This window comes from Cellulomonas biazotea, assembly GCF_004306155.1.
GTDB classification, from domain to species: domain Bacteria; phylum Actinomycetota; class Actinomycetes; order Actinomycetales; family Cellulomonadaceae; genus Cellulomonas; species Cellulomonas biazotea.
Genome location: NZ_BIMR01000232.1, coordinates 1 through 14,211 on the forward strand (window position 1 = coordinate 1; position 14,211 = coordinate 14,211).

The window sequence follows — 14,211 nt, forward strand, 5'->3', positions numbered from 1 at the left end:
CGGCACGAATCGGCGAACTCGCGGGCAGTGGGGATGGGCGGGGTGAGGGGTGGGGTGAGGGGTGGGGTGAGGGGTGGGGTGAGGGGTGGGGTGAGGGGTGGGGTGAGGTGAGGGCGGCGGTGGGCCGGGGTGGGGTCAGGGGTGGGCCCGGGTGGGGTCAGGGGGTGGGGTGGTGGGCGTCGTACGACCAGAACGAGCGCTGCGCGCGGACGAGCAGGGTCACCAGGACGACGCACGTCAGGCCGCCGACGACCGCCGTCCAGCCCTCGCCGACCCGCGTCGCCAGACCGCCGAGCAGCAGCTCGCCGAGCCGCGGACCACCCGCGACCACGACCACGAACACCCCCTGCAGCCGCCCGCGCATGTCGTCGGGCGTCGCGGTCTGCAGGATGCTCTGCCGGAACACCGAGCTGATCGCGTCGGACGCCCCGGCGACCACCAGCATGAGCACCGCGAGCGCGAGCGCACCCCACAGGACCTGGTCGGGCTGGTCGGGCCGCACGGTGACGAGGACCGCGCCGAAACCGGCGATCGCGAGCCCCCACACGACGATCGCGACGGTGATGATCCGCCCCTGCCACCGGACGTGCACGAGCGGCCCGGAGAACACCCCGGCCAGCACCGCCCCGACGGCCACCGCGGCCGTGACGACGCCCGTCGTCGTCTCGCCGCCGCCCAGGTAGAGCAGCCCGACGGCGGGGAACAGGACGCGCGGCGACGCGGTGATCATCGCGACCAGGTCGACGGCGAACGTCATGCGGACGTTGCGCTGCGTCCCCAGGTAGCGCAGCCCGTCGACGACCGACCCGAGCCCGACGCGCGCCCGCCGCGTCGACGACGGCTCGGGCGGGACGGGCGGCAGGCGCAGCAGGGCCGCGAGCGCGAACGTGAACAGCAGCGCGTCGAGCGTGTACGCCGCGCCGTACCCGAGCCACGCGACGAGCCCTGCGCCGAGCAGCGGCCCGACGGTCAGCGCGACGTTCCACCCGGTCGTCTGCAGGGCGTTTGCGGCGGGCAGGAGGGTCGGGTCGAGCAGGCGCGGGATGATCGCGGTCCGCGCCGGGCCGTTCACGGCACCGGCCGCCGACTGGACCGCGACCAGCGCGTACAGCAGACCGACGTGCTCGTTGCCGGACCACGCCTGCACCGCGAGGCCGAGCACGACGACCCACGACACGACCGACGCGACGAGCGCGACCCGGCGGCGGTCGTAGTGGTCGACGACCGCGCCGCCGTAGAGGCCGAACGCGACGAGCGGGACGAGCGCGCACAGGCCGAGGACGCCGACGGAGAACGTGGACCCGGTCAGGTCGTACACCTGCAGGCCGACCGCGACGACCGTGAGCTGCGTGCCGAGGTTGGAGACGGACAGCCCCCACCAGAGCCGACGGAACGCGGGGCTGACACGCAGGGGCGTCATGTCGACGACGAGGGAGGACATCGCGGGCCACCCTACGTCGCGCCCCCTCCGCCGAGATCGTGACTTCCGACCGAGGTCGGTACCTGCAGGTGACGATCTCGGTCGGATGTCACGACCTCGCGGGGGTTCCGGAGAGTGGGGGTCGCGTCGCGGCGTGGGAAGGTGGCGGCGGTGTCGGTTCGACCGGAGGTGGAGCGGTGGGTGTGGAGCACGTCGTCGTCATGGGGGTGTCCGGGACGGGGAAGACGACCGTCGGGCACCTGCTCGCCGACGAGCTCGGCGCGGCGTTCGTCGAGGGCGACGACCTGCACCCGCCGGCGAACGTCGAGAAGATGCGCTCCGGCGTCCCCCTGACCGACGCCGACCGGGAGCCGTGGCTGCGGCTGGTCGCCGGCGCGATGACGGAGCACGCCCAGGCGGGACGCCCGACGGTCGTCGCCTGCTCGGCGCTGCGGCGTGCCTACCGCGACGTGCTGCGGACCGCCGAGGGCCGCGTGCGGTTCGTGCACCTCGCGGTGCCGCCCGACGAGCTCGCGCGGCGGATGGCGGGACGTCGCGGCCACTTCATGCCCGCGACGCTGCTGGAGTCGCAGCTCGCGACGCTCGAGCCCCTCGCACCCGACGAGGACGGGCTCGACGTCCACGTCCAGGCCGCGCCCGGCGCGACTGCGGCGGCGGTCCTCGACGCGCTGGCCGCGCAGGACGCCCCGGCCGTCTGACCCGGCACACAGGCCGACGCACCCCGACGCCGCGGCCGCCAGACCCCCGCACGCAGACCGACGCACCCCGACGCCCCGGCCGCCGGACCCCGCACGCAGGACGACGCACCCCCGCGGTGCCGGTGGCCGTGCGGGGGTGCGTCGTCGTCGTGCCCGTCGTGCCGCCCGCCGACTCCCCAGCCAGGACGGGCGACGACCGACGTCAGGGGCGCGTGCGGGCGTCGCCCACGTCGATGACCGGCTCGCCCGCGCGGACGTCCGGCGTCGGGTCGTCGGCCTCGGGCGTGCTGCCCGACGGCTTCCACGGGGCACCGCCCGCGACGGCCTGCTTGGCGGCCTCGACGGCCTTGTCCTTGAGCGCGACGCCCTGCTGCTTCGCGAACGCCGTGGCCTGGCCCTCGACGTCCTGGACGTAGCCCTGGACGCGCGGGTCCTGCCAGACGTCGTTCGCCCAGCCCTTGATCTTCTCGAACTGCCCTCGTCCGGCGCGGGTCCCGAGCAGGTACCCGAGCCCGGCACCGGCGACGAATGCCAGCTTGCCCTTCATGCGCAGTCCTCCCGAGGTCCGGTCCGGCGTCGCGCGCCGCAGGTGGCACGTCGCCGGTGGTCGAAGGTCCGAGCGTATGCAGGACCCCGCCGTCGCGCGCGCCGAGCGGACGGCCGTCCAGAGCCGGGCCGGGCCGGCTCGCCGACCCGTGCCCCGACCCGCCGCGCACCGGTCCCCGCGCGGCCCTCGCGGTCCGGGTCGACACTGGCGGCACGGCGACCAGGGGGTCTCGATGAGCGACGAGAGCACGACGACCACGACGGCGGGCACGGGCGACGAGCCCGCGCTGCGCCGCAGCATCGGGCGCAAGGTCCTGCTGCTGTTCGTCGTCGGGGACATCCTCGGCGCCGGCATCTACGCGCTGACCGGCAAGGTCGCGGCCGAGGTCGGCGGCATGGTCTGGCTGCCGTTCGTGTGCGCGTTCGTGCTGGCGACGCTCACGGCGACGGCGTACGCGGAGCTCGTCGCCCGGTACCCGAAGGCGGCAGGGGCTGCCCTGTACGCGCACCGGGCGTTCCGCCGGCCGTTCCTCACGTTCCTCGTGGCGTTCGCGGTGATGATGTCGGGCGTCACGAGCGCCAGCGCCGCCGCCCGGGCGTTCGGCGGCGACTACCTGGCGGAGTTCGTCACCGTCCCGACGCTGGTCGCGGCGTGGTTCTTCCTGCTCGTCATCACGGGCGTCAACCTGCTGGGGATCTCCGAGTCGGTGCGCGTCAACGTCGTCCTGACGATCGTCGAGGCGACCGGCCTGCTGGTGATCCTCGCGATCGGCGCGTGGGCGCTCGTCCAGGGCGACGGCGACCCGTCGCGCGCGTTCGTGCTCGAGACCGACGGCACGCCCTGGGTCGCGGTCCTCGGCGCGACGGCCCTCGCGTTCTACGCGCTGCTCGGGTTCGAGGACTCGGTCAACCTGGCCGAGGAGTGCCGGGCGCCGCGGCGCGACTTCCCGCGCGCGCTGTTCGGCGGGCTGGCGGTCGCGGGCGTCGTCTACGTCGGGGTGGCGTTCACGTCGGCGATGCTCGTCGAGACCGACGTCCTCGCGGAGTCGACCGGGCCGCTGCTCGAGGTCGTCAAGGTCGCGGGCCTGGCGTTCCCACCCGGGCTGTTCGCGGTGATCGCGCTGCTCGCGGTGTCGAACACGGCGCTCATCAACATGCTCATGGCGTCCCGGCTGGTCTACGGGATGTCGCGCGAGGGCATCGTGCCGGGCGTGCTCGGTCGCGTCGGGCACCGGCAGACGCCGTACGTCGCGATCGCGTTCACCGTGGTCGTCGCCCTCACGCTGGTGTCGACGGGCGACCTCGCGGGACTGGCCGACACGACGGTCCTGCTCCTGCTGCTGGTGTTCGCGACGGTCAACGTGTCGGTGCTGGTGCTGCGTCGCCACCCCGACGACGCCGAGGACGACTCCGGGGACGACGCCGGGAGCGCGGACGGCACCGACGACCGTCGCCGTTCCACGTTCCGTGCGCCCACCTGGGCCCCCGTCGCCGGGGCGGTCGTCTCGCTCGTGCTCGCGTCGCCGCTCACGGGCCGCGACCCGGCGGTCTACCTGCGCGCGGGCGTGCTGCTCGCGATCGGCGTCGTCCTGTACGTCGTCAACCGGGCGGTCGTCGCGCGCTCGGGTGCCGAGGCGGGCGACGCGTCGCGCGTCTGACCACCTCCGACGCGCCCCCGACCCGGCCGGGATGACGCCCGGGTGTCCACCGGTTCGGCCCAACGGGCGAACTCTGACCGTTCTGTCCTCGTTCGCCCGAAGTCGTCGCTACGGTGAGCGCCATGTTCACCCTCACCACGCTCGCCTCCACGTCCACGGACTCGGCGGCCGCTGCTGCCGGCGCCGGCGTCGGCGCGTTCATCGGCTCGGTCATCGGTTACGTGATCGCCGCGCTCTCCCTCCAGGGCATGTTCACGAAGGCCGGCGAGCCCGCCTGGGCCGCGTGGGTGCCGATCTACAACACCGTCGTCCTGCTGAAGATCTCCGGGAAGCCCTGGTGGTGGCTGCTGCTCCTCATCATCCCGGTGGTCAACATCGTGGTGCTGGTGCTCGTCTCCATCGCGCTCGCGAAGTCGTTCGGCCAGGGCGGCGCCTTCGCGGTCGGCCTGTTCCTGCTGCCGATCATCTTCTACTTCGTGCTCAGCTACGGCGGCTCGCAGTACGCCGGTCCGGGTGGCACCGAGGTCCGCCCCGGCGGCGCGGCCAGCTACGTCTGACACCTCTGATCCGCCACGACGGGCGGGCGTGCCGGCACTCCGGCAGCCCGCCCGTTCGTCGTCCCGGGGTGCTCAGCGGTGCCGGTCGGCGTGCGCGCGGTGCAGCACGCACACCTCGTCGACCAGCGGCTCGACGGGTCCGTCGACGACCACGCCCGGCACGACGGCCCGCAGCGGCAGCGGCGCGACGGGGCCGGGCGGCAGGCCCCACCCGCGGCGCCACGCCACGAGCTGCCCGCTCGACGCGACGTAGACGATCCGCCCGAGCCCGGCCCACCCGTGCGCGGCGGCGCACATGGGGCAGTGCTCGCCCGACGTGTACACGGTGCAGGCGGCGCGGCGCTCCGGCGGCAGGTGCGCGGCCGCCCAGCGGGCGATCTCGAGCTCGGGGTGGCGGGTGCCGTCGCCGTCCTTGACGCGGTTGCGGTCCTCCAGCAGGACGGTCCCGTCGGCGTCGACGAGCACCGACCCGAACGGCTCGTCGCCGTCGTCGAGCGCTTCCCGCGCGAGCGCGACGCACCGTCGCAGGTGCACCAGGTCGACGTCGGAGACGGCCATACGGCGACCCTAGCCCGGTCCGCCGGCGGTGCCGCGACGTCGGGCGCAGGCCCGGCCGCGGGCTCAGCCCGTCGGGCCGTCGCGCTCCACCAGGTACGCCTTGCCGTCCGGCCCGACGACCCGCTCGAACGCCTGGCGGGCGTGCGTCTCGCGCGCGACCTCGTCCTCGGTGACGACGCGGCCACGGTGGTCGGGGGCGGCCGTCGACGGGGGTCCGACGAACTTCAGGAAGAAGAGCGTGACCTTCTCGTTGAACCGGTCGAACCTGTCGAACGCCATGCCTCTGCCCTCGGTCGTGGTGCCTGCCGGCCCGGGTCGTCGTGCGGTGCCGGCGGGGGCCGCGGGCGTCTGCCGCCACCCTAGGGCGGAACGCCGTCGTGACCGGAATCGATGCCCCGGCACGCGACTCCCGACATGTGAGCGTTAACATTCCGCGGAACGCCGACGCCGCCGCGACCACCGCCGCGCCCGTCGGACCGTCCGCGAGCGCAGACCGGAGACGTACACATGGCGACGACGCCCTCCCGCCGACCCCCGATGGGCTGGAACAGCTGGGACTGCTACGGCACCACCGTGACCGAGGCGGAGGTCCTCGCGAACGCCGAGTTCATGGCGGAGCACCTGCTGCCGTTCGGCTGGGACACCGTCGTGGTCGACATCGACTGGTCGGACCCGACGGCCCGGTCGCACGGCTACAACGCGGGCGCGCCGCTGGAGATGGACGAGCACGGGCGGCTGCTGCCGGACCCGGGCCGGTTCCCCAGCGCCGCCGACGGAGCCGGGTTCGGGCCGCTCGCGGCGAAGGTGCACGCGCTCGGGCTGAAGTTCGGGATCCACACGATGCGCGGCATCCCGCGCGGCGCGGTCGAGCAGCGCACCCCGGTGCTCGGCGGCGACGGCGCGACGGCGGCGGACGTGGCCGACGCGACGAACGTCTGCGAGTGGAACCCCGACATGCTCGGCCTGGACCACACGCACCCCGCCGCGCAGGCGTACTACGACTCGACGCTCGACCTGTACGCGGGGTGGGGCGTCGACTTCCTCAAGACCGACGACATGCTGTGGCCGTACCAGGCGGCGGACATCGAGGCGTACGCGCGGGCGATCGCGCGCACGGGCCGGCCGATCGAGCTGAGCCTGTCGCCCGGGCGGGACCTGTCGCTGGCCCGGCTGGACCACCTGCGGGAGCACGCCACGATGTGGCGCATCTGCGACGACCTGTGGGACCGGTGGGAGGACGTCGAGGCGAACTTCGCACGGTTCGCGCGGTGGGCGCCGTTCGCGGGCGAGCAGGGGTGGCCGGACGGCGACATGCTGCCGCTGGGCCGGGTCGGGATCCGGGCGGAGCGTGGTGAGCCGCGGCACGACCTGCTGACGCCCGCGGAGCGGGTCACGCTGCTGACGCTGTGGGTCGTCGCGCGCTCCCCGCTCATGGTCGGCGGGGACCTGCCGACGTCGGACCCGGCGACGGTGGCGCTGCTGCAGAACGCGGACGTGCTGGCGGTGCACGCGGCGTCGAGCGGGAACCGGGAGGTGTTCCGCGAGGACGGCCTGGTGCTGTGGACGGCGGACGGTCCGGACGGCGTGCGGTACGTCGCGGCGTTCAACCTGCACGACGTGCCGCGCGCGGTCGCGGTGGACGCGCTGAACGTCGGGCTGCCGGTCGCGGCGGGTGGCGGCGTCGGCGGCGAGGTCGTCGAGCTGTGGAGCGGGTCGCCGGTGCGGACGTCGGCGGTCGCGGTGCAGAGCGACGACGCCCGCGGGGTCGCGCCGGGCAGCGCGGCGCTGCACCTGGACCTCGAGCCGCACGGCGCGGTGCTGCTGCGCTGCACGCCGACGGCCTGACGGGCCGGGGTTCGCCCGACCACCCTCGACGACCTGCTCGACCGGGTTGACGGCATTTCTTTCGACCCTCAGACTAAGGGTTGGAATCTGCAGTCGATCGTCTCGCCGAGCACGCCGGCCGACTGATGACCGCCCGTGTCGACGAGGACAAGAGGTACGACAGGACCATGAGCCGGTTCGAGATCGGCGAGGAGCACTTCCTCCTCGACGGACAGCCCGTCCGCATCCTGTCGGGCGCCCTGCACTACTTCCGGATCCACCCGGACCAGTGGCGCGACCGCCTCGTCCGGGCCCGCGAGCTCGGCCTCAACACCATCGAGACGTACATCCCGTGGAACGCGCACTCGCCCGTGCGCGGCGAGTTCCGCACCGACGGGATCCTCGACCTCGGCCGGTTCCTCGACGAGGTCGCCGCGCAGGGCATGCACGCCATCGTCCGGCCCGGCCCGTACATCTGCGCCGAGTGGACCGGCGGCGGGCTGCCCGGCTGGCTGTTCACCGCGGGCGCCGCGGTCCGCCGGCACGAGTCGACCTACCTCAAGGCCATCCAGGAGTACTACGAGGCCGTCGCGGAGATCGTCGTCCCGCGACAGGTCGACCGCGGCGGACCCGTCGTCCTCGTCCAGGTCGAGAACGAGTACGGCGCCTACGGCGACGACAAGGACTACCTGCGCGCGCTCGTCACGCTGCTGCGCGACACCGGCATCACGACGCCGCTGACGACCATCGACCAGCCCGAGCCGTGGATGCTCGAGAACGGCAGCCTGCCCGACCTGCACAAGACCGGGTCGTTCGGGTCGCGCGCCACCGAGCGCCTCGCGACCCTGCGCGAGCACCAGCCGACCGGGCCGCTCATGTGCGCCGAGTTCTGGGACGGCTGGTTCGACTCGTGGGGCCTGCACCACCACACGACCGACCCGCTCGCGTCGGCGGGCGAGCTCGACGAGCTGCTCGCCGCCGGGGCGTCCGTCAACCTCTACATGCTGTGCGGCGGCACCAACTTCGGCTTCACCAACGGTGCCAACGACAAGGGCACCTACGTCCCCATCGTCACGAGCTACGACTACGACGCCCCCCTCGACGAGGCCGGCCGACCCACCGCGAAGTACTGGGCGTTCCGCGAGGTCATCGCCCGGTACGCCGACGTGCCCGCGTCCACCGCACCCGCCGCGCACGTCCCCGGGCCCGCGTTCACCGTCCCGCTGACGACCGTCGCGCCGCTGTGGGACGTCCTCGACGTCCTCGGCCCGACCGAGCTGCACGACCACCTGCCGACCGTCGACGAGCTCGGCCAGTACGACGGGCTCACCCTCTACCGGGCGCTCGACGACGTCGCCCCCGGCGTCCTCGACCTCGCCGAGGTCCGCGACCGCGCGCAGGTGTTCGTCGACCGCGAGCCCGTCGCCGTCCTGAGCCGCGACCTGGGCGAGCACCGGGCGGTCCTGCCGCGCGGCGGTCGTCTGGAGGTGCTGGTCGAGGACCAGGGGCGCGTCAACTACGGGCCGCGGATCGGGGAGCCGAAGGGGCTGATCGGCCCGGCCTGCGTCGACGGCGCCGCGCCCGCGTCCGGCGCGACGCTCGACCGCTGGGCCGTCCAGCCGCTCGCGCTCGACGACGTCACCGCGCTCACCGCGCGCGTCCGCGACGCCGCGCCGGTCGACGGCCGCGTCGTCGCCGGTCCCGCGTTCGCGCACGCCACGTTCGACACCCCCGACCCGGACGCCGACCACTTCCTCGACACCGCCGGGTGGGGCAAGGGTGTGGTGTGGGTCAACGGGTTCTGCCTCGGGCGCTTCTGGTCGCGCGCACCGCAGCGCACCCTGTACGTGCCGGCACCCGTGCTGCGCGCCGAGGGCAACGAGGTCCTCGTGCTCGTGCTCGACACGGCGGCATCGCACGTGACGTTCGTCGAGGACCTGGCCCTCGGCCACACGGAGGAGTGAGCGCGTGATCGACGGCTACCTGTTCGCGTACTTCGCCGGCGAGGACACCGCCGACGGCGAGCAGGTCCGGTTCGGGCTCAGCCGCGGCGCCGACCCGCTGCACTACGACGACCTGCACGGCGGCCGTCCCGTCCTCGTCTCGACGCTCGGCGAGCAGGGCGTGCGCGACCCGTTCCTCGTGCGCAGCCCGGGCGGCGACCGGTTCTACGTGATCGCGACGGACCTGCGGATCCACCCCGACCACGACTGGGCGGCCGCGGTCCGCACCGGCAGCCGGTCGCTCGTCGTCTGGGAGTCGCCCGACCTGGTCCGCTGGTCGCCGCCGCGGCTCGTCGAGGTCGCCCCGGAGACCGCCGGGTGCACGTGGGCGCCGGAGGCGGTGTGGGACGACGAGCACGGCGAGTTCTTCGTGTTCTGGGCGTCGACGCTGTACGACCCGGCCGACTCCGGCCACGACGGCGACAGCCACCACCGCATGCTCTGCGCGACGACGACGGACTTCGTGACGTTCTCCGAGGCCCGCGTGTGGAGCGACCCCGGGTACTCCGTCATCGACTCGACGCTCGTCCGGCACGACGGGTGGTGGTACCGGTTCACGAAGGACGAGCGCGACCCGTCCGCGTCGTCGCCCGGCTCGAAGTTCATCACCGTCGAGCGGTCGCGCGACCTGTGGTCCACCGCCTACGAGCCCGTGACCGACGGCCTCGGGCGGGCGAACGACCTCGGGCCCGGTGTCGAGCGCGGCGAGGGACCCGTCGTCGTGCCGTCGCCCGACGGTGAACGCTGGTACGTGCTCGTCGACGAGTTCGGCGGGCGCGGGTACGTGCCGTTCGAGTCCGCATCGCTCGACGCGCCGCAGTGGGCGACGTCGACGTCGTTCCGCCTGCCGACGGGCGCCCGGCACGGCTCGGTCCTGGCGCTGACGCGCGCCGAGCACGACGCGGTGCGCCGGGCCTTCGGGTCCGCCTCCCCCTGACACACCCGAGACACCCCTGAGAGGACCTGGTCCGACGATGCCCAGCCCTGTCCTGCCCGGCCACTACGCCGACCCGGCCCTCGTCCGGTTCGGCGGCACGTACTACCTGTACGCGACGACCGACGGGTTCGAGGGCTGGTCCGGCACGTCGTTCGAGGTGTGGTCGTCGCCCGACCTCGTGTCGTGGACGAACCACGGCGTGATCCTCGACGTCGCCGCCGACGTGACCTGGGCGGACGGCAACGCGTGGGCGCCCACCGCCGCGGAGCGGGACGGCCGCTACTACTTCTACTTCACGGCGTCGCAGAGCATCGGCGTGGCCGTCGCGGACTCCCCGACCGGGCCGTTCGTCGACGCGATCGGCCGCCCGCTCGTCGACAAGGCCGACTACCGCGGCGAGCAGCAGATCGACCCGTCCGTGCTCGTCGACGACGACAGGCGGGCGTACCTGTACTGGGGCAACATGACGGCCCGCGTCGTGCCGCTGCACGACGACATGGTCGGCTACGACCCTGCGGACGTCCGCGTGCTCGACGGGCTCGACGACTTCCGCGAGGCGCCCTGGGTCGTCCGGCTCGGCGACGGGTACCACCTGTCCTGGTCGGTCGACGACACCCGCAGCGCCGACTACCGCGTCGCGCACGCCACCGGCCCGACGCCCTACGGCCCGTGGACGCCGCACGGGCTGCTCCTGCAGAAGGACGAGTCGCTCGGGATCGTCGGCACCGGGCACCACTCGATCCTGCGTGCGCACACCGGCGACTGGTACGTCGCCTACCACCGGCACGCGATCCCCGACGGCGACGGCACGCACCGGGAGACGACGATCGACCGGCTGCACGTCGCCGGCGGGACGTTCCTGCCCGTCGTCCCGACGCTCGAGGGCGTCGACCCGCTGCCGCCCGCGACCGCCACCTCCGTCCCGACCTCCCACCCCGACCAGGAGCCCACCATGGCCGCGATCGCCTCCCGCCCCGACCACGAGTCGGTCGTCCCCCCGACCGGCGTCCGACCCGCCCGGTTCCGCCCTCCCGCCGGCGCGTCCGACGCCGCGTCGCAGACCCTCGACGGCCCGTGGCGCTTCCGGCTGTTCGACGAGGCCGTCACGGGCGTCGACCCGGCCGACCCCGGCGACGGCTGGGACACGCTGGCCGTGCCCGGCCACTGGCAGCTCGCCGAGGCGCCCGACGCGTGGCCGTACGGGAAGCCCGCGTACACGAACGTGCTGTTACCGATCCCCGTCGACCCGCCGCGCGTGCCCCGCGCGAACCCCACGGGCGAGTACCGGCGCACGTTCACCGTGCCCGCCGCGTGGCGCGACGGCGGACGGGTCGTCGTGCGGTTCGAGGGCGTCGACTCGTGGTTCGAGGTCGCCGTCAACGGCGTCGTCCTCGCCCAGTCGCACGGCTCGCGCCTGCCCACCGAGGTCGACGTCACCGACGTCCTCGTCGACGGCGACAACCTGCTCGCGGTCCGCGTCACGCAGTGGTCGGCGCACACGTACGTCGAGGACCAGGACCAGTGGTGGCTGTCGGGCATCTTCCGCAGCGTCCACCTGGAGCACCGGCCCGGCGGCGGCGTCGAGCACGTCACGCTGCACGCCGACTACGACCACCACACGGGCGACGGCGTCCTGCGGGTCGAGGTCGAGGGGGCCGCCGGCGCGCGCGTGCGCGTCCCCGAGCTCGACGTCGACGCCGCCGCGGGCGAGACGGTCCGCGTCCCCGGGGTCGCGCCGTGGAGCGCCGAGAGCCCCCGCCTGTACGACGTCGTCGTGTCCACCGGCGCCGAGTCGGTCACGCTGCGCGCGGGCTTCCGGACGGTCGCGGTCGTCGACGGCGTCTTCACCGTCAACGGCGCACCCGTGAAGCTCTACGGCGTCAACCGGCACGAGTTCGAGCCGACCCGCGGCCGCGCCGTCACCGCGGAGACGATGCTCGCCGACGTCCTGCTGATGAAGCGGCACCACGTCAACGCCGTCCGGACCAGCCACTACCCGCCGCACCCGCACTTCCTCGACCTGTGCGACGAGCACGGCCTGTACGTCATGGACGAGAACGACCTCGAGACGCACGGGTTCGAGCCGCTCGGCTGGCGCGGCAACCCGACCGACGACCCCACCTGGGAGGCGGCGCTCGTCGACCGCGTCACCCGCATGGTGCGCCGCGACGCCCACCACGCGAGCGTCGTCATCTGGTCGCTCGGCAACGAGGCCCGCAAGGGCTGCAACGTCGGCGCCATGGCCGACGCGATCCGGGCGCTCGACACCACCCGCCCGCTGCACTACGAGGGCGACTGGTCGAGCGTGCACGTCGACATGTACTCCCGCATGTACCCGACCAGCCAGGAGGTCGCGCTCATCGGCCGCGGCGAGGAGGACGCCTGGACCGACGCCGCCGCCGACGCGCGCCGCCGGACCCTGCCGTTCGTCCTGTGCGAGTACGCGCACGCCATGGGCAACGGACCCGGCGGGCTGACCGACTACATCGACCTCGTCGACGCGCACCCGCGGCTCATGGGCGGGTTCGTCTGGGAGTGGGTCGACCACGGCATCGCGACGCGCACCGCCGACGGCACGCCGTTCTACGGGTACGGCGGCGACTTCGGCGAGGAGCTGCACGACGGCACGTTCATCGCCGACGGGCTGCTGCTGCCCGACCGCACCCCGTCGCCAGGCCTCGTCGAGACGGCCGCGGTGTACGCGCCGGTGAGCGTCCGGCCGGTCGACGGCGGCGCGCTCGCCGTGCGCAACCGGTACGCCTTCACGACGACCGCGCACGTCCGGCTCGCCTGGTCCCTCGTCGCCGACGGGGACGTCGTCGCCGACGGCAAGGTCGGCACGGTCCTGGCGCCCGGGGAGTCGGTCGTCGTGGCCGCGGACGACGTCGTCGGCGACGCCCTCGCCGCGGTCGACCCGCACGCCGCCGTGTGGTTCGTGCTGCGTGCGCTGCCCCGGGACGAGGGGGCCGACTTCTCCGGCGGCGACCTCGGCGCCGGGCAGGTGCTGCTGCGGGCGGCGTCGCTGCCGCCCGTGGGCGGCCTGAACGGCACGACCGGCGCGACCGGGCGGGCGTCGACGGGTGGATCCTCGACGGGCGGGTCCTCGGCGGGCGCCGCCGCACACCGCGTCGGCCCGGTCGAGCTCGACACCGCCGGCCGCGTGGTCGCCGTCGGCGGCACCCCCGTCCGCCTGGCCCGCGCCGACGCCTGGCGCGCGCCCACCGACAACGACCTGCGCCGCTCCTGGTACGACCGGATCGGCGACGACGAGGCGTGGACGCGCGCGGGCCTGACCCGCCTGCACGAGCGCGTCGACGCCGTGACCGTCGAGGGCGACGCGCTCGTCGTGACCGCCCGCACCGCGGGTGCGGCCTCCGACTGCGCCCTGCAGGTCCGGTACGAGTGGCGCGAGGTCGACGCCTCGACCGCCGACCTGGTCGTCCACCTGACGCCGACCGGCCGCTGGCCGGGGTCCGTCGCGCGGCTCGGGTGGCTGCTCGCGCTGGAGCAGCCGTCCGCCGGGGCGGTCCCCGTCGACTGGGCGGGCCTCGGCCCGCACGAGTCGTACGCCGACTCCGCGCGCGCCGCGCTCGCGGGCCGCTGGCAGCACACCGTCGACGACCTGCAGACGCCGTACACGCACCCGCAGGAGAACGGCGCCCGCCGCGGCGTCACCCGCGCGACGCTCGACCTCGCCGCCGGCCCGCTCACGCTGCGCGCCGGGGACGTCACGGTCGGCGGCCACGCGGTGCCGGGCGTCGAGCTCACCGCCCGTCCGTGGTCCGACGCGGCCCTCGCAGCGGCGTCGCACCCGCACGACCTCGTGCCCGACGGGCTGCTGTGGCTGCACGTCGACGCCGCCCAGCACGGCGTCGGATCCGCGGCGTGCGGCCCGGGCGTCCTGTCGAACGCCGCCCTCCGCCCGACGACGGCCACCCTGCACGTCCGCCTCTCGGCGTGACGCGTCGACCTCCGCCCCCCCCCCCCCG

Annotated in this window: 11 protein-coding genes; 7 read left to right on the top strand and 4 right to left on the bottom strand. The window is 74.4% G+C overall.

The window, feature by feature from the left end; genetic code table 11:
- Positions 1-157: 157 nt before the first annotated feature.
- On the bottom strand, positions 158-1,441 hold the full coding sequence (locus CBZ_RS14585; RefSeq protein WP_130782243.1) for an MFS transporter: 1,284 nt from the start codon (positions 1,439-1,441) through the stop codon (positions 158-160).
- A 176-nt stretch (positions 1,442-1,617) separates the two neighbouring features.
- Between CBZ_RS14585 and CBZ_RS14590 the strand changes: the two genes are divergently transcribed.
- Positions 1,618-2,139, top strand: coding sequence for a gluconokinase (locus CBZ_RS14590; RefSeq protein ID WP_218022780.1), 522 nt, complete (start codon positions 1,618-1,620; stop codon positions 2,137-2,139).
- A gap of 202 nt (positions 2,140-2,341) precedes the next feature.
- On the opposite strand, the gene CBZ_RS14595 is transcribed toward CBZ_RS14590, so the two are convergent.
- A complete protein-coding gene (locus tag CBZ_RS14595; RefSeq protein ID WP_130782244.1) occupies positions 2,342-2,686 on the bottom strand; it encodes a YtxH domain-containing protein in 345 nt (114 codons plus the stop codon).
- A 232-nt stretch (positions 2,687-2,918) separates the two neighbouring features.
- On the opposite strand from CBZ_RS14595, the gene CBZ_RS14600 reads away from it, so the two are divergent.
- Entirely contained in the window at positions 2,919-4,343 is a 1,425-nt protein-coding gene (locus CBZ_RS14600) for an APC family permease (protein ID WP_130782245.1), read from the top strand.
- A 122-nt stretch (positions 4,344-4,465) separates the two neighbouring features.
- Positions 4,466-4,900 carry a DUF5684 domain-containing protein gene (locus tag CBZ_RS14605; RefSeq protein WP_130782246.1) on the top strand — a complete coding sequence of 145 codons (435 nt, stop codon included), beginning with the start codon at positions 4,466-4,468 and terminating at the stop codon, positions 4,898-4,900.
- Positions 4,901-4,972: 72 nt separating this feature from the next.
- On the opposite strand, the gene CBZ_RS14610 is transcribed toward CBZ_RS14605, so the two are convergent.
- Together CBZ_RS14610 and CBZ_RS14615 are read right to left on the bottom strand one after the other, a co-directional pair.
- Positions 4,973-5,458 carry a nucleoside deaminase gene (locus tag CBZ_RS14610; protein WP_130782247.1) on the bottom strand — a complete coding sequence of 162 codons (486 nt, stop codon included), beginning with the start codon at positions 5,456-5,458 and terminating at the stop codon, positions 4,973-4,975.
- Positions 5,459-5,521: 63 nt separating this feature from the next.
- Entirely contained in the window at positions 5,522-5,737 is a 216-nt protein-coding gene (locus CBZ_RS14615) for a hypothetical protein (RefSeq protein WP_130782248.1), read from the bottom strand.
- A 228-nt stretch (positions 5,738-5,965) separates the two neighbouring features.
- On the opposite strand from CBZ_RS14615, the gene CBZ_RS14620 reads away from it, so the two are divergent.
- The 4 genes from CBZ_RS14620 to CBZ_RS14635 all read left to right on the top strand — a co-directional run bounded on the left by CBZ_RS14620 (position 5,966) and on the right by CBZ_RS14635 (position 14,183).
- On the top strand, positions 5,966-7,303 hold the full coding sequence (locus CBZ_RS14620; protein ID WP_130782249.1) for a glycoside hydrolase family 27 protein: 1,338 nt from the start codon (positions 5,966-5,968) through the stop codon (positions 7,301-7,303).
- Between the two features lie 167 nt (positions 7,304-7,470).
- The gene (locus CBZ_RS14625; protein ID WP_130782250.1) at positions 7,471-9,246 is read left to right on the top strand and encodes a glycoside hydrolase family 35 protein; all 1,776 of its coding nucleotides are present in this window, start codon (positions 7,471-7,473) and stop codon (positions 9,244-9,246) included.
- 4 nt (positions 9,247-9,250) lie between these two features.
- Positions 9,251-10,222: a glycoside hydrolase family 43 protein gene (locus tag CBZ_RS21545; RefSeq protein ID WP_218022781.1), complete on the top strand. Its 972-nt coding sequence runs from the start codon at positions 9,251-9,253 to the stop codon at positions 10,220-10,222.
- Positions 10,223-10,259: 37 nt separating this feature from the next.
- On the top strand, positions 10,260-14,183 hold the full coding sequence (locus tag CBZ_RS14635; RefSeq protein WP_246013419.1) for a glycoside hydrolase family 2 TIM barrel-domain containing protein: 3,924 nt from the start codon (positions 10,260-10,262) through the stop codon (positions 14,181-14,183).
- Positions 14,184-14,211 lie beyond the last annotated feature (28 nt).